20 protein-coding genes are annotated in these 22,438 nt (G+C 60.9%); 6 read left to right on the forward strand and 14 right to left on the reverse strand.

Going from position 1 to position 22,438, the window contains the following annotated elements; translation table 11 throughout:
* Window positions 1–63: 63 nt before the first annotated feature.
* The 7 genes from QM996_RS24030 to QM996_RS24060 form a co-directional block, all read right to left on the reverse strand.
* Entirely contained in the window at window positions 64–666 is a 603-nt protein-coding gene (locus tag QM996_RS24030; RefSeq protein ID WP_334198529.1) for an alkylhydroperoxidase domain protein, read from the reverse strand.
* Between the two features lie 22 nt (window positions 667–688).
* Entirely contained in the window at window positions 689–1,306 is a 618-nt protein-coding gene (locus QM996_RS24035; RefSeq protein ID WP_334198530.1) for a CMD domain protein, read from the reverse strand.
* Between the two features lie 37 nt (window positions 1,307–1,343).
* Complete coding sequence (locus QM996_RS24040; protein WP_334198531.1) at window positions 1,344–2,390, reverse strand: putative FMN-dependent luciferase-like monooxygenase; 1,047 nt, start codon at window positions 2,388–2,390, stop codon at window positions 1,344–1,346.
* Between the two features lie 29 nt (window positions 2,391–2,419).
* The gene (locus QM996_RS24045; protein WP_334198532.1) at window positions 2,420–4,063 is read right to left on the reverse strand and encodes a dipeptide ABC transporter ATP-binding protein; all 1,644 of its coding nucleotides are present in this window, start codon (window positions 4,061–4,063) and stop codon (window positions 2,420–2,422) included.
* Entirely contained in the window at window positions 4,060–4,944 is an 885-nt protein-coding gene (locus QM996_RS24050) for an ABC transporter permease (protein WP_334198533.1), read from the reverse strand. Before QM996_RS24050 ends, QM996_RS24045 begins: the two co-directional genes overlap by 4 nt.
* Window positions 4,941–5,885, reverse strand: coding sequence for an ABC transporter permease (locus QM996_RS24055; RefSeq protein WP_334198534.1), 945 nt, complete (start codon window positions 5,883–5,885; stop codon window positions 4,941–4,943). The genes QM996_RS24050 and QM996_RS24055 overlap by 4 nt, the downstream gene beginning before the upstream one ends.
* 75 nt (window positions 5,886–5,960) lie before the next feature.
* Window positions 5,961–7,562 (reverse strand): TIGR04028 family ABC transporter substrate-binding protein, encoded by a 1,602-nt coding sequence (locus QM996_RS24060; protein WP_334198782.1) that lies wholly within the window; start codon window positions 7,560–7,562, stop codon window positions 5,961–5,963.
* A 375-nt stretch (window positions 7,563–7,937) separates the two neighbouring features.
* On the opposite strand from QM996_RS24060, the gene galE reads away from it, so the two are divergent.
* Window positions 7,938–8,924 (forward strand): UDP-glucose 4-epimerase GalE, encoded by a 987-nt coding sequence (gene galE / locus QM996_RS24065; protein WP_334198535.1) that lies wholly within the window; start codon window positions 7,938–7,940, stop codon window positions 8,922–8,924.
* Window positions 8,925–8,976: 52 nt separating this feature from the next.
* Here the strand turns inward: galE and QM996_RS24070 are convergent, their stop codons facing one another.
* From QM996_RS24070 to QM996_RS24085, 4 genes are all read right to left on the reverse strand, one after another.
* Complete coding sequence (locus QM996_RS24070) at window positions 8,977–10,002, reverse strand: acyltransferase family protein (RefSeq protein ID WP_334198536.1); 1,026 nt, start codon at window positions 10,000–10,002, stop codon at window positions 8,977–8,979.
* The gene (locus tag QM996_RS24075) at window positions 10,002–11,285 is read right to left on the reverse strand and encodes an O-antigen ligase family protein (RefSeq protein ID WP_334198537.1); all 1,284 of its coding nucleotides are present in this window, start codon (window positions 11,283–11,285) and stop codon (window positions 10,002–10,004) included. Before QM996_RS24075 ends, QM996_RS24070 begins: the two co-directional genes overlap by 1 nt.
* Before the next feature lie 8 nt (window positions 11,286–11,293).
* Window positions 11,294–12,565 carry a polysaccharide biosynthesis/export family protein gene (locus tag QM996_RS24080; RefSeq protein ID WP_334198538.1) on the reverse strand — a complete coding sequence of 424 codons (1,272 nt, stop codon included), beginning with the start codon at window positions 12,563–12,565 and terminating at the stop codon, window positions 11,294–11,296.
* A 73-nt stretch (window positions 12,566–12,638) separates the two neighbouring features.
* Entirely contained in the window at window positions 12,639–13,319 is a 681-nt protein-coding gene (locus QM996_RS24085) for a sugar transferase (RefSeq protein WP_334198539.1), read from the reverse strand.
* Between the two features lie 738 nt (window positions 13,320–14,057).
* On the opposite strand from QM996_RS24085, the gene QM996_RS24090 reads away from it, so the two are divergent.
* The gene (locus tag QM996_RS24090) at window positions 14,058–14,342 is read left to right on the forward strand and encodes an exopolysaccharide production repressor protein (RefSeq protein WP_334198540.1); all 285 of its coding nucleotides are present in this window, start codon (window positions 14,058–14,060) and stop codon (window positions 14,340–14,342) included.
* A 203-nt stretch (window positions 14,343–14,545) separates the two neighbouring features.
* Window positions 14,546–15,580, forward strand: a complete 1,035-nt coding sequence (locus tag QM996_RS24095) for a glycosyltransferase family 2 protein (RefSeq protein ID WP_500270494.1) — start codon at window positions 14,546–14,548, stop codon at window positions 15,578–15,580.
* Between the two features lie 46 nt (window positions 15,581–15,626).
* Here QM996_RS24095 and QM996_RS24100 read toward each other — a convergent pair whose 3' ends face one another.
* The 3 genes from QM996_RS24100 to QM996_RS24110 form a co-directional block, all read right to left on the reverse strand.
* Complete coding sequence (locus tag QM996_RS24100) at window positions 15,627–16,067, reverse strand: lipid-binding SYLF domain-containing protein (RefSeq protein ID WP_334198542.1); 441 nt, start codon at window positions 16,065–16,067, stop codon at window positions 15,627–15,629.
* A gap of 421 nt (window positions 16,068–16,488) precedes the next feature.
* Window positions 16,489–17,436, reverse strand: coding sequence for a polysaccharide pyruvyl transferase family protein (locus tag QM996_RS24105; protein WP_334198543.1), 948 nt, complete (start codon window positions 17,434–17,436; stop codon window positions 16,489–16,491).
* Window positions 17,437–17,524: 88 nt separating this feature from the next.
* Window positions 17,525–18,490 (reverse strand): glycosyltransferase family 2 protein, encoded by a 966-nt coding sequence (locus QM996_RS24110; RefSeq protein ID WP_334198544.1) that lies wholly within the window; start codon window positions 18,488–18,490, stop codon window positions 17,525–17,527.
* 122 nt (window positions 18,491–18,612) lie between these two features.
* Here QM996_RS24110 and QM996_RS24115 point away from each other — a divergent pair, with 122 nt between their 5' ends.
* The 3 genes from QM996_RS24115 (at window position 18,613) to exoK (ending at window position 22,414) form a co-directional block, all read left to right on the forward strand.
* Window positions 18,613–20,097: a lipopolysaccharide biosynthesis protein gene (locus QM996_RS24115; RefSeq protein ID WP_334198545.1), complete on the forward strand. Its 1,485-nt coding sequence runs from the start codon at window positions 18,613–18,615 to the stop codon at window positions 20,095–20,097.
* Between the two features lie 449 nt (window positions 20,098–20,546).
* Window positions 20,547–21,629 (forward strand): acyltransferase family protein, encoded by a 1,083-nt coding sequence (locus tag QM996_RS24120; RefSeq protein WP_500270531.1) that lies wholly within the window; start codon window positions 20,547–20,549, stop codon window positions 21,627–21,629.
* Window positions 21,630–21,631: 2 nt separating this feature from the next.
* Window positions 21,632–22,414: an endo-1,3-1,4-beta-glycanase ExoK gene (exoK, locus tag QM996_RS24125; protein ID WP_334198546.1), complete on the forward strand. Its 783-nt coding sequence runs from the start codon at window positions 21,632–21,634 to the stop codon at window positions 22,412–22,414.
* Window positions 22,415–22,438: the final 24 nt, after the last annotated feature.

Here is a 22,438-nt window from a genome sequence, read left to right on the forward strand (position 1 = left end):
GCAATCCCTGCCGGGGTTGCGGGCTTTACCATTGCCAGCGAAAGCCGCCGGATCCGACGTTCGTCAGTTGGCCGGAGTTGGCTCGCCCAGCGACAGCATCAGACGGTTCGCCCAGTTGAAGAAGGCGGCACCGTGGATCACGTCGGCGATTTCCAGCTCGTCAAGACCCGCCGCAGTCAACCGTGTAACGTGCTCGTCGCTGAAGGCCGGCGGTGTCGCAGTCAGCGCGACCGAGGCAGCGACGATCGCATTCCAGCGTTCGCCAAGTTCGGCACCGACACCCTCATCCAGCAGTTTTTGCACGTCCTCGCCGCGTTTCGAATGATGAGACGCGAAACGTGAATGGACGGATGCGCAGAAGATGCAGCCATTTGAGCGCGAGGCGGCCGTGGCCGCGAGTTCGCGCTCGGCACGCGGCAGGCCCGTGCGGGTGTTGTAGAAGATGTCCTTGTCCGTCTTCGTGCGTGCCTCCAGCACCTCCGGATCGCGCACCAGCAGACGAAAATAGGGAGACTTTGCGCGCGCCGCTTCGACAAGCCCAAGGCGGTGTCGTTCGGTCAGATCGTCCTCCGCCAAGGGCTGGAGCCAGGGTGTCCAGCCGATCTCGGCCTGAGTGAAGGTTACGGGAGGATTTGCTACGTCTGGGGTGATGGCACGTTCGGTCATTGTCTTGGCTCCTCTCGATGACTTATGCGGCGGCACGCTTCGAAGCAGCCGAGAGCAGGCTGAGCCCGGCGATCACGCGAATCTGGAATGCGACGAACGAGATGAGTTGAGACAGCGTGACGATGCCATCCGTCATCCAGCCGGCATCGAGCAGCGCCTGCAACGCTTGCGGGCTGGCCTCGCGAGGGCGGAAGACAAGCAGATGGGCATGTTCCAACGCGGCTGAGAGCCTTTCACCGAGCACGTCGCGGTTTGTGTCCGAGACGCGATAAACTAGCCCAGCCTTGTTTTCGACGCTCAGCGGACCTGCGGGATAATCGCCGTAGGGACCCGTCGCCCGCCCTGCCCCGATCTCCGCCTTCAATACTTCGACAAGCCAGCGGTCCGTACCGCTTTCCTCGAGCGGATTGACGTAGAATTCATAGATATCCGGCTGACGGTGAAGTCCGGCGATGAAGCTCGCGATTGCCTGCCGCTCCGCCAGGGAGACATCGCCATATGCCTTGGGTCGAAACAGCGCGAGATAGCTTTGCTGCGCCTGTTCTCGCGTTTCGGGCCGTTGGGCGCGGATGCGGTCGAGGCTCGATCCCGGTGTGATGCCGGCGAGCAAATCGATGACGTCTGGTGGCACTTGGGTCATGCTTGGTCTCCTCTAAGGGTGAAAGCGGTGTTCGGTCTCAGCCGACCGCTCCGAAACGGCGCGCATGGAACTTCTCCTGCGGCGACCAGCCGAGCGCCGGTGCGACCTTGGTCGCGATCAATTCGATCGAGCGCAGGATCAACGGGTGCGGCGGATCGACCGAGTGAACCTGGAACACGAGGTCGGTCACGCGCTCCACGGTTTCGTCGCGGCTGAGGCTTTCGATGACATCGTCCACCGATCCGACATGCACGTCGAAGGCGGCGATCAGATCGGCAAGGGAGTTGCCGGCAACCTTGTGGCCGGCGGCAATCAGGCGTTCTGCACCGCGGTTCAATCCGATCTCCGCCAGCCGCAGCGCTTCGGCGCGGCTATCGGCGACAAAAAGGCTGCGGGAACCGAGAATGCGCGGCGCGCGACCGGAGGGAAGCGCATGCAGATAGGCGTCAATGATCGGGTTCTGCAGTTCCGCCAATGTGGCACTCGGGTTGTCCTGCGGTCGCGGCTGCGTACGCGAAAGCATCAGGCCGTCGCCGGCGCGACCGGCGCGCTCGCCGCCGGCAACCGAGAAGGTTGCCTGCCAGATACGATCGAGCAGTTGCGGTGCCGCCGGATAGAGACGATCCCCGCCTACGAGCGCTCGGCCGGCCCAGGCATCGAGCACGGTTTGCAGATGCCGGGCAAAGACCACACCACGCTCCGCGCTTTCAAGGCCGAAGGCGGTGAAGGACGATGGCGTTCCGCCTGTACCGAAGCCGACGTCCAGACGGCCGCCGGAAAGCAAATCGAAAACCGCTGCGTCTTCCGCCACCCGGATCGGGTTTTCGAGCGGCAAGGTGATGACGCCCGTGCCGAGGCGGATGCGCGTCGTCTCGGCAGCCACATGAGCGAGGAAAACAAGGGGCGCGGGCAGACCGCCCTCATCAGCATGAAAGTGATGCTGCGCCACCCAAGCCGTATCGAAGCCGAAGCGCTCGGCCGCGACGATCTGCTCCTTGGCGAAGTAATAGCGGGTGCCGGCGGGGACATCGTCGAGCAGGCGCGTGAAAAAGCCAAGGCGCTTGCGTGGGGTCGTCTCTGTCATGGTCTGTCCTGTCTGTCGTTCCCGCTGCATCAGGCAGCGGCCCGGCGGCCTTGCCCGGGAATGGCGTTAATCAGTTCGCGGGTGTAGTCGCTGCTCGGATGTTCGAAGACCTCCGAAACCGTGCCACCGTCGACAAGGCGGCCATCCTTCAGGACGGAAACGGTGTCGGATATCTGGCGCACGACGGCGAGGTCGTGGGAGACGAAGAGGTAGGTGAGGCCGAGATCGCTCTGCAATTCCTGGAGGAGCGCGAGAATGCGTGCCTGGACACTCACATCCAGGGCGGACACGGCCTCGTCCAGCACCAGCACCTGAGGATCGAGCACAAGCGCCCTGGCGATCGCCACCCGCTGGCGCTGACCGCCGGAAAGCGCCTGTGGTCGCCGTGCAAACGCGTCTTCGGGCAGCCCAACCCGGGTGAGGATCGCCCTCGCCTTCTCCTCGCGATCGGTACGCTTGAGCCTGCTGAAATTGAGCAATGGCTCCGTCACGATTTGCAGGATGCCTTGGCGCGGATCGAGCGATCCGTAGGGGTTCTGGTAGACGAGCTGGATCTTGCGTCGAAACTGCCGGAGATCCTCTCCGGTAAGGCGAGAGAGATCTGTCCCGTCGATGTCGATCCGCCCCGCGGTCGGTTTGTCGAAGCCAACGATACTGCGGATGGTCGTCGTCTTCCCCGAGCCGGATTCACCAACGATTGCGTGGGTCGACCCGCGGCGGACGCGAAAGCTCAGATCATCGACGGCGCGAAACCGGCTGCTGCCCGCGCCGGCAAATTCGCGAACGAGACCGTCCACGACGACAATATCGTCCTGAACGCCTGGCGGGCTTGAACGCGTTTCCGGTCGTGACCTGGACACCGGCCGCGCAAAGGACGGTGCAGCCGCAAGCAGTTCTCGCGTGTAAGGGCTGCGCGGCGCCGCAAGAACGGCGCTGGCCGCGCCCTGTTCTTGAATTCGCCCGTTCTGGAGGACGACGATCCGGTCAGCGCGGTCAGCCGCGACACCGAGATCGTGGGTCACGAGGAGCACGGCGGTGCCGTACTCGGCTCGCAATTCATCGATGAGATCGAGAATGCGTTTCTGCACCGTGACGTCGAGCGCACTCGTCGGCTCGTCGGCGATGATCAATTGCGGTTTGAGGGCGACGGCGATCGCGATCAATACGCGCTGACGCATCCCGCCCGATAGCTCGTGCGGGTATTGCCGCGCTCTTAGTTCCGGCTCGCTCAGCCCCACACGCCCGAGCAGCGAAATGACGCGGCGGTCGATTTCGTCCGGGTGCAGCGCTCCGTGGATCCGGAAGATCTCACCGATCTGCGCCCCGATGGTCCTGACCGGATTGAGAGAGTTTCCCGGGTCCTGCGGCACCAGGCTGATCTTGGCGCCACGTACCGTCTCCAGTTGCCGATCGGTCCACCGGGCAATGTCGGCCCCGTTGAGCCTGATGCTGCCGCGCTCCACGCGACCGTTGGCGGCGAGCAGACCGATGATCGACTGCGCCGTGGTCGTCTTGCCCGAGCCGGATTCACCGACAAGGGCAACGACTTCGCCAGGATTGATGCGGAAGGAAACATCTTGGACAGCGCGGCGCAGCGCACTCCCATCATCATAGGCGATGCAGAGCCCCTCGACTTCGAGAACGGGCGGTACTTGTTCGTGGGTTACGGTCATGCGGCGGCCTTTCCAAAGGATTGGCTGACCCGGTTGGCGGCCAATACAACGAGAACGACCACGACGCCGGGAGCCGTCGTCAGCCACCAGGCCGTCGAGATGTAATTGCGGCCTTCGGCGATCAGCAGCCCCCATTCGGGCGTTGGCGGTGGCGCCCCATAGCCGAGAAAGCCGAGCGTCGAGATTTGCAGCACCGCCGCGCCGAATTGCAGCGATGCGAAGCCAAGAACCGAGGTGAGCGAGTTCGGCAGGATGTGCCGCCAAAGCACCGACGCAAACGTACCGCCGCTGCCAAAGGCGGCTTCGACATAGTCGCTGCGGCGCACACGTACGACTTCGGCGCGCGCCAATCTGGCGAAACCAGCAACCGAGGTAACGCCGACGGCAATGGCCGCATTCACCGTGCCGAAGCCGAGCAGGATGATGATGCTGAGTGAAAGCAGCAAGGGCGGGATTGACAGGAAAACGTCGACGAGCCGCATGATGGCGTCATCGAAGCGGCGTCGAACCGAGCCGGCGACGACCCCGAGTCCGGTGCCGACGATCAGGCCGAGGCCAACCGCGACGAAGGCACCAGTCAGCGAATGCACGGCACCATGGACGATGCGGGCGTACAGATCGCGCCCAAGGGCATCGGTCCCAAGCAGATGTTCTGCGCTCGGGCGCTTCAACTGCGCGCCGCCCACACCCTCCAGCGGGTTGAAACCCGTGAAGAGCGAGGGGGCGACGGCCCAGAGGAAAACCGTGGCCAGGATGAGCCAGGAGAAGACAAGGCTCGGAGGCAGACGGCGCAGCAGCGAAACCGCACGCGAGGGCCACCTTTCGGTTTGCCGCTTCGTATCTGCAACGATGTCGTCGTGAAGTGTATCGAAAGTGGTCATGCGGCGGCTCCGATTTTTGTCCTCAGGCGCGGATCGAGCACGGGGAAAAGCAGGTCCACGATGAGATTGATGATCACGAAGGCGAGCGCCGACAGTACGACGATGGCCTGAAGGACGGCGGCGTCCTGGCTGCCGACGGCGTTTTCAGTGAGGCCACCGATGCCGTTGAGCCCGAAGACGGTTTCCGTCACGACGGCCCCGGCGATCAGTTCGCCGAAGAGCACGCCGGCGATGGTCAGTGTCGGGAGGAGTGCATTCTTCGCGACGTGCCGCCAGAGTATCCACTGCCGGTTGGCGCCCTTGGCGCGGGCAACGCCGACGAAGGGTCGCGTCATCACGTCGTCGATGTTGCGCACGAGCACCTGGGCGAGCGGCGCGGAGATCGGCACCGCCAGCGTGATCACCGGCAGGATCAATTCCTGCCAAGGGCCAGGATTGATGACCGGAACGAGCTTCAGGCGAAAGGAAAAGATCTGGATCAGCATGATCCCGAGCCAGAAAGTGGGGATCGAAATGAAGAGTGAAGGAACGGATTGCAGCGCGCCGCGCAACCAGGCGAACGGCGTCAGGCTGGAAAGGAAGGAGATGAGGATCGCCAGCACTGAGGCAAGGAGGAAGCCAAGTGTGGCGAGCTTCAACGTCGCCGGCAGATGAGCCGCAAGAAGACTGCTCACCGGAACACCGGCCTGAACGGAGTAGCCGAAGTTGCCGGTCAGGAATTTGCCGATCGTGTGTGCGTACTGGACGAAAACGGGGCTATCGGCAGCATAGGATGCCCGGATCTCGGCAACCTGTTGCGCGGTCAGCCCAAGATCGGAATTCTGGAACTTGATGAGGACCGCGTCGCCGGGCATCGCCTGCAGCAACACGAAGGAGATCGTGAAAGCGGCCCACAGGACGAAGAGCGCCTGTCCAACACGATTGAGCAAATAGGCGGACATGATCCGTTCCTCTGCACGCAGATATCGAGATATCGGGAGTGGCGGCCACCGCGGGGCGCGGTGGCCGCGGGTCGATCAATGCTCGGCGAGCCAGGTGCTGTAGAAGCTCGGGCGACCGACGGCCTCGAAGGCGACGCCCTGGACATATGGCGCACCGGCATAGGCCTGCGGCTCCTCGAAGATCGGGATCGCATAGGCCTGGTCGACGACGTAATCCTGGATCTCGCCAGCAATCGCCAGGCGCTTTTCACGGTTCGGTTCGGAGGCCAGGGCCTCGAGCAGACCGTTCAGCTTGTCGTCGACGAAGCTCTGGACCTTGTCGCTGATCCCGCCCTTCTGGCGCAGTACGTCACGGTTCTTCGGATAGTATTGGCTCTTGATCACATCGGGGTCGGCGCGGCCGACCATGGCCGGCGAGACCGGCGTCTTCAGGGGATCGAGATCGTCGACCGTCTTGCTGCCGCTATCGCCGGCAAGCACGTTGAGCTTGACGCCCACCTTGCCCCATTGCTGGGCGACGAGTTGCAGCGTTTCCTTGTTCTGTGGCTGGGGCAGCGATTCATAGGCCGTCAGGACCAGTTCCTTGCCGTCCTTCTGGCGCAGGCCATTGGGACCGACCGACCAGCCGGCCTCATCAAGCAGCGCCTTGGCCTTCTCCGGATCGAATGCGAGCTTTGCCGAGATATCCTTGTAGCCGAGTGCCGAGGACGCGATGATCGAGGTCGCCTGCGGATAGTTGGCCGAAAACAGCGTCGTGACGATTTCCTTGGTGTCGGTCGCATGCAGCAGCGCCTGGCGCACCTTGACGTCGGCCACCAGCGGATTGTCCGGCCGAAAAACGACGCTGTTGTTCACGCCGCGTGTCGAAGGTGCGTAGATCTGGTAGTCCTGCGCCTCGACTTGGCTCTCGTCATAGGCCTGGACCTGGCGAATAAAATCGGCCTGGCCCGCAAGCAACGCACCGATGCGGACACTGTCCTCGCCGGTGATGATGTAGGTGATGCCATCGAGATAGGCTCGCCCCTGGTGCTCGAGCTTCGCCGGCCCCCAATTGTACTCCTCGCGGGCCTTGAGTTTCAGTTCCTTGCCGATCGTCTCGCTCTCGACCACGAAGGGACCGGAGCCAATGATCTTGGTCGCGTCGCCGAGTTCTTCGAAGGGCAATGCGAGAGTGCTTGCCGCCACGAGACCGGAGCCGATAACCGACGTTCCCTGCAGGAAACCGGGTGACGGCTTCTTGAAGTAGAATTTCACTGTCAGCGGGTCGACGACTTCACTACGTTCATAGTTGTTGATGACCTCGGAAACCGGGTGCTTCAGCGCTTTGTTGCCGAGGCCGAAAACGTCGTAGTTCTTGGCGACGGCTGCAGCGTCAAGCGGCGTTCCATCAGAGAAGGTGACGCCGGGGCGGATCTTGAACGTGTATTCGGTTGCATCCGCGTTGACCGTCCAGGATTCTGCAATCCACGGCTCGATCTCGAGCGTCTTCGGGTTCTGATAGGTCAGCTTGTCGGTGATCTGATTGAGGATGCCGCCGTTCGGATAGAAGCCGCCTGCGGGGGGATAGAGATTGGTATGGGCCTGCTGCTCCAGATAGATCAGTGTCCCGCCCTTGATTGGCTCCGCCGTGCCTTCAGCCCGGGCACCTGGGTGGGCCAGGCTGGTCGCTGCGAGCATCGCCAGGGTAACCGCAAGCCGTTTCAGTTTCGTCGTCATGAGAGCCTTCCTTCAAAAATCCGAAGGCAATGGTACGACTGTCGCGGCCATTATCAATTAAATCTAGTAAATTAATATGCTATATGTTTTGCCGGATGGGAAAGAAGCATCTCGCTCACAGGCAAGGCTGAGATAATTGTCCCCGGAGCGGATTTTCGCGCCGATCTCGATATGGCATTGAGCGGCTTGGCCTTGTGGAAAAGCGGCCTTACAGCCTACCCCGCCACACACGCGACATGGACGCGTGCTTGATTGCAGCCGCCATTGACAAGCCTGTCATTATCCGTTGAAAAATCTCGGCAATTCCTTTGAACCTCCCAGGGATCGAAAAGCATCATGGAAAGCAACAAAGTCCTCGTCGTCGGCGGTGCCGGCTATATCGGCTCGCACACCTGCCTCGAACTTGCCAACAAGGGGTTCGAACCGGTCGTCTACGACAACCTGTCGAATGGTCACGAGGAATTCGTCAAATGGGGCGTGCTCGAAAAGGGTGATATCCGCGATCGTCAGCGACTCGACGACGTGCTTGCCCGCCACAAGCCGCGCGCGATCCTTCATTTCGCCGCGATGATCGAGGTCGGTGAATCGGTCAAGGACCCGGTCTCCTTTTATGACAACAACGTCATTGGCACCCTGACGCTGCTTTCTGCCGCGCTCGCTGCCGGCGTCGAAGCCTTTGTCTTTTCATCGACTTGCGCAACCTATGGCCTGCCAGAAAGCGTTCCGATCGACGAGCAGCACCGGCAGGCGCCGATCAACCCCTATGGCCGAACGAAGTGGGTGTGCGAGCAGGCGCTGAAGGACTATGGCCAGTACAAGGGCCTTCGTTCGGTGATCCTGCGCTACTTCAACGCAGCCGGCGCCGATCCGGAAGGCCGCATTGGCGAGTGGCATGAGCCCGAGACGCATGCGATCCCGCTTGCGATCGACGCTGCTCTTGGCCGCCGCCAAAGCTTCAAGATCTTCGGCACGGACTACGACACCCGCGACGGCACCTGTGTCCGCGACTATATCCATGTGCTTGATCTGGCCGATGCGCATGTGCGCGCCGTCGAATACCTGCTTTCCGGCGGCGACAGCGTCGAACTCAATCTCGGCACGGGTACGGGCACGACCGTCAAGGAGCTTTTGACGGCGATCGCCGACGTCTCCGGCCGCGCGTTCAATATCGATTTGGTCGAGCGTCGCGAAGGCGATTCCACGACACTGGTCGCCAACAACGACAAGGCACGCGACATTCTCGGCTGGGTCCCGCAATACGATCTGTCGGACATCACCCGCACCGCCTGGAACTGGCATTCGCGTCGCAACCAGGGCGCCTGATGACGGGCTGACGTCGGTGCGGCGTTTCAGGCGCCGCACCGACGACCGCAAGCTACGCCACCTGCTGCGATGGCTTCGGCACGATCCGCGAGCGCAAACGCCGCGTCAGCGGTTTTTCGAAGAGAATATAGGCTGCGACGCCCAATGCCGTTCCCGCTAGCACGGCGAGGAGCGCCGACAGAGCCAGGTCCACACCTGCCCTGGCACAGACCTTCACCACAACTGATATGGCGAAGGTATGCCAGAGATAGATGGAGTAGGACGCATCGCCGAGAAGCATCGGCATCCCGCGCCCGCGAAACCAGCCACGGCCTTCGAGCGCCAATGTGCCGAAGACGAGCATGACGGCCAAGGGGCCAAGGACGAGTTCGTCGAAGGGCAGACGAAACACAGCCAGCGCCGAAAAACCTGAAATGGCGGTTGCAACGAGCGCCCATCCGACACTGCTTCCAGGTACCCTGCCCCGCAGCCAAAGCTCGGCTATGATCATGCCGGCCACGAATTCGAGAATGATCGGCCGCGTGTAGGCGACGAACAACGCGTTGTCGCTGTCGATGGCATAGCCCAGGCCCACCAGCAGCAGGAAGCAGGCGGTGATCGCCAGCAGTCGCCGCGACCGCGGCACAAGCAGGGTCAAGGCGAAGAGGGCATAGAAGAACATCTCGTAGTTCAGTGTCCACCCCTGGACGAGAACCGGCCAGACCTCGCCGGTGCTTGGGGATGGCATGGGAACAAACAGCATCGACGCCATTACGTGAGCGGGGCTGAGCACAAGATTGGGAAAAAGCCCGACAAGGCCGCCAAGGACCATCACGATCGTCGCCAGCCAATAGACCGGCGCGATCCTTTGCACGCGGTCTCGCAGGAACGAGAACGGCGACATCGGTCGGCGCTCGCTGATCACCCACATGATGAAGCCGCTGATGACAAAGAAGATATCGACGCCGGCAGCGCCGATCGCGAAATGATGACCCGTGCGCTCGGCCGCATGAAAGATGACGACGCCGAGCGCCGCAAAAGCGCGCAGATACTGGATGCCGTAGATTGTGGCCTTCACGCTCCCCGTGGTCCGATCCATCAGTACCTCAACTGCGGCATGCCATGCGGTGCGATCCGCGCGCTGCGGACCTCAGCCGGGCGCAATTCAGGCCGGGTAATCGGCAATGTCAGTTTGCCGGCGGCGAAATAGAGCAGGAACGAGCCAACGTGATAGGGGTTCATGATGTCGATCTCGACGAAAGAGCGAACCAGCAGCAGCATCGCGATACCGAAGAGCACCGAGGACTGGGTATCCTGGTCCTGCGTCAGCAGGCGCTTGATGTGGCCGAGCACGGTCGTGAGCAGAATGCCCGATAAGAGGACGAGCCCGATAGCACCGGTTTCCACGATCGCCTCGATGAAGGTGTTGTGGAAGTGGAAGCCCGCGCGCGTCGCGATGTAGAACTCCTCCCAAAGGCGCTCGGCCTCCGAGAAGCCTTGAACCCAATAGGCCTGGTAGCCGACGCCCACCAGGGGCGAGGCCATGGCTGCTTCAAATCCCTGCTGCCACAGATAGGTGCGCCCGGTCAGCGTCGAATCCTTGCCGAACAGACCCAGCACGAGATCGACACCGCCGCCATAGATGCCCGCAACCGCGACCAGCGCGCCGCAGATGACGGCAGCAAGAAACAGACCCTTGCGGTGGCCGGGCGAGAGCAACCCGACGACGCGCATGCCAAGCCAGAGGCCGATAATCACGGCGGCGGTCAAAACGGATGTGGCCGATTGCGAAGCGAGCAACGAATAGGCCGCGAGCAGTCCGACTGCGGCGGATGCGAAGAGCCACAAGCGTCGCTCCCCAAGGGCGACGGGCGCAATGAAAGCGAAATAGATGCCGAGAGAGGCGTAGAAGCCCAACTGGTTCTTCGAAGCGAAGGCGCCGACGAAGCTGTATGTGCCGTCGAGTGGATCGAGATGGTAGACGCCAAAAAGCAGGGAATAGACGAGTACGATCCCGGTCCCCGCGATCGCACCGCGCGTCAGCGTTCTGATGTCGATGAGCCTCATGGCGATCAGGGCGCAAACCACATGCGACAGGTATTGGATCCCGGTGCGGGCCGTCATCGAGGGTGCTGCCGACCAGAAGACCGACAGGCAGGCAAAGACGGCAAAGCCGAGGATCCAGAGACGCCTGCCGTAGTTGCCGAGCACGCGACGGTAATCGACAAGAACCAGCGGCAGCCACAGGCCGTAATAAAGCAGGATCGACGCCTGCCCGAAACGGGAGGAATAGGCGAAGACGAAAAACGACAGCGCGATCGCAACGGTGCCATAGGCGCCATTGCGGTCAGGCGATATCAAGCTCGACTTCGCAATTCTCACGGCCGATCCTACTGCGTCGCGAGGTTGGCTTGAACCTTGATCACGTCACCGGGCAACACCGCCGTGTTTTCATCGGCAGGGATCTCGGTCGGCTTGCCGTCACGCTCGCGGATGATCGAATAGGCGATGACGGCATCTTCCGTATTGTCCTTCGATTGGGCCGCTTCTGCCGATTGCAACAGTGCTTCTGCCATCAGGTCGCGGCTGGTGCCGAGCTTGAGCTCAAGCGTGTCGAGCTCGGCTTCGGTGTTCTGGAGATCCTGCGCCAACTGCGCGTCCCAGTCGTTGCGAAGATTGGTCTCGTCCTGCGCCGCCTTGCTGGCGTCCTGTTTCGCCTTGAGCGAAGCCGTGTCGATGTCGAGCAAGGCTGCCTGCAGTTCTGCCACCCGCTGCTCCAGCGACAGCTTGCGCTGGCTGAGCGCCAGCCCCTTTTCGGCCAGGCTCTCGACCTTCTCGCGATCTTCCACCACCAGCTCCATCTGGCGGTTTTGTGTTTCCGACTTCTTTGTCAGCGACTGGATTTCGCTTTCCAGCAATGACTTCAGGTCGGCGAGTGATTTCAATTGCAGCTTCTGCTTCCGGTCGCGCGAGTTCATCAGAGCCGTCTCGTTCGCAAGAAGCTTGTCGATGCCCGGCACGCCCTGGAGGTCCTTCGGCAACTCGATGTCCTGCTTGTTGGCAATCTCCGCCTGAAGCCGCGCGCGCCGGATCAGCAGCCTGTTGCGTTCGGCCGTCTGCACGCTCGATTCGCCATGAGCGTTGATGTAGTCGCGGGCGAAACGTTGACCGCTTTCGGAGCGACGCAATCCGCCGCCGAGACTGATCGCTTTCAGCACCGTCAGATTGGGAGCGTAGGGATATTCGCCTGGCTTTTCGACCTCGCCCGATAGATAGAGCGGGCGGTATTGTGCGAGTTCGACGGAGGCGGACGGGCGGTCACGCAGACCAAACAGGGTCTGCATCTTCTCGCCAATCGCCTCACCGACCTCGGCGGTCGTCTTGCCGGCCGCCGGGAGATCGCCGATGAACGGCAACGACAGTGCGCCGGACGGCCCGACGGTATATTCGCCGGTGATGACCGACCAATCGCGCACAGCGCCTTCAGCGGTCTGCCACTCGGCTACGCGGATTTTGAGCTTGTCCATGGTGCCAAGTTGATATTCCTCGGCTCGGACCTGAGCGGCCCCGAGGACCAAAGCGCCGGCCAGGACCGTGTGGTGAAGGAAACGAGACACCTTGCGGGAAATCCGGGATTTCCCTGACGGAGCATGTTTGTTCATATGAGCTTCCCGTTAAAAGACGCCGATCCCGCGGCCGACCTTGTTGGTCGGGCGGGAGTCAAAGCGCTGATCGTCAGTAGCTGCCGCGCGAGAAGCAAACGGCTGGAATGGTCTTCACGACGATGGAGAAGTCGCTGAGCAAGGACCAGTTCTGGACATAGTGGGTATCGAACGCGACGCGAGCCGCGTAGGAAACGTCGTTGCGCCCGCTGATCTGCCACAGGCCGGTCAGACCGGGACGCGATTGCAGGTAGTAGACGGCAGCACTGTCATAGAGTTCCAGCTCATCCTGCACCACCGGCCGTGGGCCGACGATGCTCATTTCACCGCGCAGGATGTTGATGAGCTGTGGCAGTTCGTCGAGGCTCAGCTTGCGCAACACGCTGCCGACGACGGTGACCCGGGGGTCATCCTGCAGTTTGCGTGTCGCACGCCACTCCTCGTAAGCGGCTGGATTGTTTCTAAGATACTCTTGCAGAATCCGGTCGCCGTCCGCCCGCATCGTGCGGAACTTCAGACAACGGAAAGGCTTCCCGTTGTGACCAATACGGCGATGGCCATAGAAGACGCTGCCGCCGTCAGAGAACTTGACGAGCGCAACCAGCATCAAAAAGAGCGGGCTCAGAAAGACGAGCGCCAGTGAAGCGACAAAAATATCGAAGCCACGCTTCGAAATTCCACCCACAGGCTTGAGCGCCGCAGTCTCTGCGGCACTGAAAAACGGCGAATTGGCCGATCGAGTCGCAGACTTCATAGAGATGACTCCATTTACGTTGGCGAATGGTCGGTCCCCCGAAAGGGAGCACTCATTATTCAAGGAAGAGTGTGTGGTGAGAATTTGTCTTTTGAAGGCAAAATAATGGCGGGTACCCGAAAGGCGCCCAAATGACGAATATCACTGATTTCGAATATATAATATTTCCATCCCGCGAGACGATATATTATCAGACGACCAAGTCTTACGTTCAGCGCTTTCGTGTATTGTATTCAGGGCGCGCAATTGCGTTGCGATAAAGCCAATATATCTTGGTATCTGTTATGTTTGCCTTCACCTGCAATCACGTGTTTTAGCCTCGATGAAAATTGACAGGCGTCAGTCTTTCCGACCAAATGCTGCGTTGCAACAAGGTTTTGCACCGCACGCGCAGCGAGACACCAAAAGTTAATTTGGTAACAAAAGGTGATGTCAATCGTTACGCAAACAGCAACCAGTGGGCGGTGCGGGCCTGACAAAACGCCGGATGGTGGAAGAATTGCCTTAGGATTGCCATGGAGTCACAAGGGCCGGATCGACGCGGGATCGAAAAACGGCCAATTTGATTCGTATGCTGGTGTTCTAAACGCGACATAAAGACTTTGGAGACAGAGTGGCAGCAGGACGGGCTTTTGGCGGTTGAAGCGAAAGGGCGCTGCCAATATATTGGAACTCTGAGGAGGAAAGGCCGAACTCCGATGACTACATCGTCGACATTACCGAGTGCGAGGTAGCGCTATGTACGCACCGCGCGTTCTTGCGAGCATGCTCGGCACACTGACCGTGTTTGCGATCGTTACCTATTTCCTAAACGGTTCACTGGCGTCGACACTTCTCCAGACCGTCATATGCGCCGTGCTGATGCAGATCGGTTATTTCCTGGCCGTGCTTTACCTCGTGTGGAAGAAGGCGCGGGAAAAGGAAAGACAGGCCGCCGCGTTGACGCAATTGGCTGGTGACGAGAAGACGGCCGCCGAGGCGGCGCCGCGCGGCCTTGATCGCCCCGGGCATTTCAATCGGTGATTCCGACCGGGCTTGCAGTCGGCTGACGGCAACGATCCACCAGAAAATCTTATCTTTGACGCGTTTGCGACACGATCGCCCTGCATGGTTCGGCCGTCGCCATCGCCGGCGACGTCGCGTGGCCGAGCTGACCCAGAAAGCAGGCCACGCTGAACGGAAGTGCGCAGCGTACCCAAAGACCAGTGCGCTGCCTGTAAGACACGATGCTGGAGGCCCACATGACCACGGACGTCTGCGTCATCATCGCCGCAAAGAATGCCGAGGCGACCATCGCCCGAGCCGTTGCATCGGCATTGGCCGAGCCGGAAAGCGCCGAAGTCGTGGTCATTGACGACGGCTCGTCGGATGAAACCGAGGCGGCTGCGCGCTTAGCCGACGATCTGAGCGGGCGCCTGACGATCGTCCGCTTCGAACGCAATCGTGGGCCGTCGGCCGCCCGCAACCATGCCATTTCGATCAGTCGTTCACCGGTGCTTGCAATCCTCGACGCCGACGATTTCTTCCTGCCGGGTCGCCTTGGCCGGTTACTCGCGGAGGATGATTGGGACTTTATCGCCGACAACATCGCCTTCATGGATGAGGCCGCGGCGACCGACGTCGCCCGAAAGATCGATGACTTCCCACCGCAGCCCCGGCTCCTCGGCCTTATCGATTTCGTTGACGGCAACATCTCCCGGCGCGGCGTGAAGCGCGGTGAGGTCGGGTTCTTGAAGCCATTGATGCGCCGCGACTTTCTGGATGCCCACTCCATCCGCTACCAGGAAACGCTTCGGCTGGGCGAGGATTACGATCTCTATCTTAGCGCATTGGCCAAGGGCGCGCGCTACAAGGTCATCCGCAGTTGCGGCTACGCGGCAATCGTGCGCAGCAATTCCTTGAGCGGCAGCCACCGCACAGAGGATCTCAAGCGGCTCTACGAGGCCGACCGGATTATCCTCGCGGCGAACAGACTGGAGAGCGCGGCTAAGGCCGCGATCCGAAGACACGAGCGGCATATCAGGGGCCGTTATCAGCACCGGCACTTTCTTGATCTGAAGAGAGAACGCGGCGCGGCCGCCGCAATAGGCTACCTTCTGCGGCAACCCGATGCCGTTCCTGCCGTCACGGCCGGCATATTCGCCGACAAGACCGAGCGTTTCAGACAGCCTCGCCCGGGTGCTCCCGCCGCGCTCGGTGGCGCCGGAGGGCTGCGTTATCTCCTTTCCGCAACTGTGGACGGTCAAGCGACCAATCGCTGAGTTTCAACTCCTGCCTATGCGGGGACTGGCCAACGGGTGACGCCCCCTACTTCATGGTGATGGTCATCCCGCTGACATCGGCGTTGACTTGCAGGCCGACCTGCTTGCCTGAGAGTTCGAGTTCGGCGCCCTTGTCGTTGGTCATGACTATCACCTGGGCCCCTTTGCCGAGCGCACCACCACCGCCCGCCGCACCGTAGACCCCCGTCACATCTCGCGCGCGGCGAATGTGGCGCACGGTGCCTTGGAAATAGGTCTTAGAAGCCCCAAAGGCGAGGCCGCCCGAGATGCCGCCAACTGTGATCGGGTAGCTGCGACCATGGAAGGTTAGCGTGCCTTCGCCTCCGGCGCCCCCCACGAAGAAAGCGGCCTTGTAGATGGCGAAGCGGATCTTGCCGGTGTCGGCGTGCGCAGCGCTGGCAATAGTGATTCCGGCCGCGGCGATAACGGTGACCACGACTGAACGGAAGCTGGACGAGATTTTCATGATGAGAGCTCCTCAATTGTCGCCGCGGACCCGGCAGGCCGGATACGTCAGCGTCGTATCAAAGTTACAACTGAACAGCCCGGCCGGACATTAGTTCCGTACCCGTAAACTGATTTTCGGACGGGGCTGCCCCCTCATGACAAGTCGCTTCTGTCGAGTATGCCTGCGGCATCCGATCCCTGAACGGATGGATACGACCGAGGCCGAGCGCTAGTCTTTGCCCGAATCCATTTTTTGGATCGAAACCAATGGCTTAGCAGAGAGCGATCCAGTCGCGGCTTGGCGACAGGACGGCACTCGGATCCTCATTCATGGTGCGCCCATCCGGACAGGGGCCGGCGGCAATCGAACTTCTCTCTTGGCCGAATGGGGGATCAGTTCCGCGCATCAGCGCTGGCGCGCCAATGCCGTGGCCGTGTCATCAGAAATACGCGCGCCGTACGGCCGCCAGAACCTCCTGAAAGCGGTCCTTGCGCTCGGCAAGTCTGTTGTCGCTGCTCAATTGCGGTGTCGCCCGCATAGCCTGCCAAAGTGCGAGCGTCGAAGGTGCGGCAAGAACCTGCTTGGCGGCGCTGCGCAGGAAGGTCTGCCGCGGCTCTATTGCTGCCGCGATCACACCGTGACCGACGGGCCGCAGGTTCGGAGCTTCAACCAGCGCCTGTGCCTCGAAGCCCATCCCCCAGAAACGCTCCCCCTTGAGTATGGCTTCGGCGCGGCTCGAGACCGGTACGTGGCGGGGCTGATAGTGGACGCCGACGGTGCTTGCCCAATCGTTCCACTTGAAACTGTTGATGCTGTCAGAGGTCGTCACGGCCACCCAAGGCACGCGGAAGGCATCCGCGAGAATGGCCCCATGCATCGATTCGGCGATGATGAGTTCGGACTGGGCAATCTCACGGATCACGCTTTTCGCTTCGCCACGGGGATCGATATAATGCAGGCCGACCGTACCGCAGGTAACCGGCCACATGCCGGCAACCGCACTTTCCCAGTGCGGAACGAAGCTGCGTTTGTGGCGCTTCGGCAGGTTTTGGAACTCCGGCATCTCTGCGACCATCACGGCGGGATCGACGATGCCCAGTTCGGGCGCGATGCCGATCTTCCCGGCGGTCAGCGGGCCTCGAACACAACGAATGTCCCATTCCTTCGGATCATGCATGTCTGGCAGGGTGCCATAGCCGAAGCCGCTGCCGATAACGAGCTTTCTGATGCCGTCAGGCAGAAGCGCCCGGTTGAGCACCGTGCCTACGCCCACCAGCAGGATATCCTCATGAACGTCGCGCAACCCCGGCAGCAGGAAATCCCAGAGCCAAAGATTGAGGTCGTCGCCGAAATTGCCGTGCTGAGATTCCCAATAATAGGGGTTCATGGGGTAGTCCCTTCTTTCAAAATGCTGGGTACGTCCGGGTACCGACAGGCGGTCTTGTTCTTCCTCCTCGAAGGAGCGTTTCGGTTGCTCAATGCGAGCGGGAAAACTTGCCGACAGCGAGTTCCAGTGCGCTTCGCAGGAGTATGGGATCACGCAGGACCCAACGCGCGAGCAAGCGGAATTGCGGCGACTTACGTCGCTTGAGCCGGCGCGCCTGGCTCCACAGCGCCTGACGCCGTGCCGTATGTTGATAGGAGCGGATCGATGCGATTGCCGTAGGCTTGCGTGAGAAGCGGCCCTCGAGCGTTTCCAGAGCAACGAAGGTGTTGAACTGCTGCTGCAGGAACTGCGGCGAATCGTTGTCGATAGAGTGAAAGATGTTGATGCCCTCGCCCCGCTCGGCGCCAGCTTCGTCACAAAGCACGACGCGTCTTGCGGCGAGAATGCAGTCGCAGAAGAACAACACGTCCTCCGCCGCCAGTCTCAACGCCGCATCGAAGCGGATCCTCTCGAAAAGGCTGCGCCCGATCACCATGCAGGAGAGATGCAGGAAGCTCCAGTTTCTGAGCATCACATTGGTAAGGTCAGGAATTTCGACGACCAGCGGCGCTTCCTGCAGCCTGACGACGCTGTGGCTTTCCGTCAGCTCGGCAACATCGAAATGGTAGTAGAACGCCTCACCGCCGGTGATCGAGGCCCAGTAGCAGTCGGCGCCAAAGCGGCTCATGCTTTCATAGGCATTTTTCAGATGGTCCGGGGTCCATACATCATCGGAATCGAGGAACGCAACGAACTCGGCATCATCAGGAACATGGTCCAGTCCGGTGTTGCGTGCGCCGCCAGGCCCCTTGTTGGGCTGGCGAATCACGGTCAGCCGCGCCCGCTCCCCCTCAGTTAACGGTTTCAACTCCTCATCTATCGAATAGGGTGAGCGATCGTCTATCACCAGCACGTGGAAGTCCTGGAACGTCTGGGCAAAGACGGAGCCGAGCGCCCGCCGAAGAATACCCGGTTCCTTCTGATAGTACGGAATAATAACAGTCAGCTTCGCCATCTTTTCGCCCCTGCGGTTTCTCTAAAAGAGTATTGCGTGGTCTCCTCCCACCGGGTCGCGGCCTTATATTTAGCCCTAGTCCTTTGTCGGGAATCCTTCAAAGGCATCATAGGATGCTCGCTATGCCCTCAACCGTAAATGCCAAGTCCGTGACACGGAATGTCGGCTGGAGCGTCCTTTCAAAGACAGGTACTTTCGGGCTGAAGTTTGTCACGGTGCCGATTCTGGCGCGTATCCTGACGCCGGAAGAGTTCGGAACGGTGGCCGTTGCGCTCACTGTCGTGCAGTTTCTGGCGATGATCGGCGGTGCTGGTCTCGCCTCCGCGCTGATCATTCAGCGCGACGAAGACCTGGAACTCATCCACTCCGCTTTCTGGGCCAATCTCGCGGTCGCGCTTCTGATGGCGCTTGCGCTTTTCGCCTTCGCCGATCCGCTCGCAAGCCTGCTCGGGGCACCCGAGGCGGGTCACTTGCTCCGGATCATGAGCCTGCTGATCCCGCTGCAGCTTGGCGGAGACGTCGCCTATTCGCTCCTTGCCCGCAGGATGAACTTCAGCAAGGACGCGGTCTGGACCATGATCTCCGAGACCGTCGGGGCGCTTGTTGCCGTTGGGGCGGCCCTTCTTGGCTTCGGCGTCTGGTCGCTGCTGGCGCAGCTTTTCGTCTCCGCATTCATCCGCCTTGCCGGTCTCTATACCGTATCCGGCTATGTGCCCAGATTTGTCTTTTCCCCGCGCCGCGTTCTTACGCTCAGCCGGTTCAGCTTCGGCATGATGGGGTCGGAAATGGCCAATTTCGTCACTTTCCAATCGCCGATGGTGGTGATCAGCCGATACCTCGGCCTTTCGGACGCCGGAGCCTATTCGGCGGCAAACCGTTTCTCCAGCATTCCCAACCAGATCGTGCTTTCGGCGGTCATGGGCGTGCTCTTTCCAGCTTTCAGCCATATGGGCGAAGATCGTCAACGGCGGTCACAAGCGCTGATGCTGAGCACGCAGGTCACCACCGTGCTGCTCGCGCCGATGATGTTTGGCCTTTGGGCACTTGCCGAACCGGCGATGCTGGTGCTCTTTGGCCAGCAATGGGCGGCCGCCTGGCCGGCCCTTGGATTGCTTGCGCTGTCAAAGGGACTTTTGACGCCCTGCAGTACCTACATTCCCTACCTGAAAGGGATCGGCCAGGGGATCGTCCTCTTCTGGTGGGCGGTGATCCGCGCCGTCGTGACGACCGCGGCGGTCGCGTATGGGGCGATCGGCGGCTCGCTCGTGGACGCCATGATTGCGCTCTGCGTCGTCAACCTGGCGACGCTGGTCGGCTATTCCTGGGTGGTATTTCGGGCCGACCGCCTGCCCTTCCTGCGCAGCTTCCTGGTCTCGATCAGGCCGATGATCGCCGCTTTCGTGATGGCGGTTGTCGTCAGGCTGTTGCTGGATTTCTATGGTGCGATTGTCCCGAACGCGGTCGTGCAGGTGGTTATCGGAACCGCGGTCGGCGGATTAATCTATCTCGTGCTGATGCTCCTGGTAGAGCGTCCATTGTTGCTGAAACTCTACGGCATGATCCGCAGACGCGATGTTTCGCCGACCGCGCCCGCGGCGGCGGAATAACCGATTTCAAGAGCTGCAAACTGCCTCACCCTCGCCGCATTTCAGCTTGGCGCGCGCTCGTACAGGTCATTTTTCGCCTGACGAAAGAGAAAAAATGCACAATTTTACCGCGCGTCAGCGTGAATTATGCAAGTAGTAGCACTCACCAAATAAGCATCTGAGAATATTCCGTAAACACCGAGGGCATAGGCTTTTTTCCTCGTCACCACCGCTCCGATAGGTACATTTTCCTAGAAACCGCGGAACGCGCCATGCTGCACCGCAACAAACTGCGACCGATTCGTTTGCTGCGGCGCCATATTTTGATCCGCGCCCAAGCCTACCTTTAGCACAGTGAAATGCGGGCTCTGGTCTGCTCTGTTGAAACGGTCGCCTGCAAATGGCGCTGGCAGATAGGGGTGACGGACATCGTGGATGTGAACGCGAACATCTCGTCGCGGATCAATCTGATGCGCATCGTACTGATCTCCGGCATCGTCTTCGTGCACGTGCCGCATGATCCGGCGACGAGCCCGTATGTGGGCACCTATGGTGTGCTCGATTGGCTGCGTGTCTTTCTCGGCGACAGCCTCTTTCGTGTCGGCGTTCCGTGCCTCAGCGCGATCTCCGGCTATCTCCTGTTCCGGCGTGGCCTCGACAATTTCGATTACGGCAAGACGCTGAAGACAAAGGCAAGAACCGTCCTGTTGCCCTTCCTGCTTTGGAACGTAGCTTTTCTCGCGCTCGCCTTCGTTGCGCAAAGCAAGGGTATCAGCTTCGGCTACCTGCCGGATGTCGTGGGTGCAAGCGCACGGGAATGGTTGAACCTTGCCGTGGCGATCCAGGGTCTGCCGATCAACGTGCCGCTCTACTTCCTCAGGGATCTGCTGCTTTGCATCGTGCTTTCGCCGGTCCTGGCGTGGCTGATCAGGCGCTACCCGATGCAGACGCTCGCCCTGCTGTTCGCCTATGCCGTGCTGCCATTGCCAAACGGAATCTTCCTGAAGAAGTCGATCCTCTTCGGTTTCAGCGTCGGCATCTACATGAGCCTGCATCGCGTCGACGTTCGCAGTCTCGACCGCTTGTCCTGGCCGATCGCCATCACCGTTCTTGGCGCCTCGGTGCTGCTTTCGCTCGTGCTCTACCCGTACGGACCGGACTTCCCTGTCTGGGTCGACATGCTGCGCAGCCTGACGGCGCTGTCCGGCATCCTCGGTTCCTGGGCGGTTTCCGCGCTGCTGGTCCGCACGAGCTTCGGAGCATCGCTGGCGCGCGGCGGCGGGCTCAGCTTCTGGATCTTCTGTACGCACTATCCGCTGCTGGTTCTCTTCTGGATGATCTGGAACCGCACCGGTTTCGGATATTATCCGGCCTTCTACTACACGGTTCCGTTCATCACGATCGCCATCCTTGTCGCCGCCTACGGCCTCGCCGGGCGTTGGCTCCCGAACCTGACCGCAATCCTGACCGGCAGTCGAGCGGGAGCGACCCGAGACGCGAGGGCACGGCCGGCGGAAGCGCGCGCCGAACTCTCACCACAGCAAAGGACCTGACCATGAGATCTTCCGGACCTCACCGCCTTGCCCTTTTGAGCCTTGTCGCCATTGGCCTTGCCGGCCCGGTAAGCGCCGCGGGCACTGGAGAGGCAACGTCCTTCATCGACAACTTCGATACCCTAGACACCGGCATCTGGTACGTCTCAGACGGCTGGAACAACGGGGCACACCAGAACTGCACCTGGTCCAAGAAGCAGGTGAAGGTTGAGAACGGCGTTGCGGAACTCTCCTTTGCCGAAGGAAAACTTGGCAAGCGCAATTACGTCTGCGGCGAAATCCAGACCCGCAAGCGCTTCAGCTATGGCACCTACGAGGCCCGTATCAAGACGGCCGATGGTTCCGGGCTTAACTCGGCGTTCTTCACCTATATCGGCCCGGCCGACAAGAAGCCGCATGACGAGATCGATTTCGAAGTTCTCGGCAAGAACCCCGCAAAGGTTCAGATCAACCAATATGTCTCCGCCAAGGGCGGCAATGAAAAGCTCGTCGACGTGCCCGGCGGCGCCAACCAGGGTTTCAACGATTACGCCTTTGTCTGGGAAAAGGAGCGGATCCGCTACTACGTCAATGGCGAACTGGTCCACGAAGTCACCGACCCCGCGAAGATCCCCACCAACCCGCAGAAGATCTTCCTCAGCCTTTGGGGAAGCGACACGCTTTCGGATTGGATGGGCGCCTTCTCCTACAAGGGACCGTCGACAATGCAGATCGATCGGATCGCGTTCACCTCGCCGGGCGACAAATGCCAGTTTGCCGAGTCTGTCGCCTGCCGAACGAACTAGGCGGAGACGAGGAACAGCATTCAT

The organism is Sinorhizobium chiapasense (genome assembly GCF_045277575.1).
In the GTDB taxonomy this organism is placed as follows: domain Bacteria; phylum Pseudomonadota; class Alphaproteobacteria; order Rhizobiales; family Rhizobiaceae; genus Ensifer; species Ensifer chiapasense_A.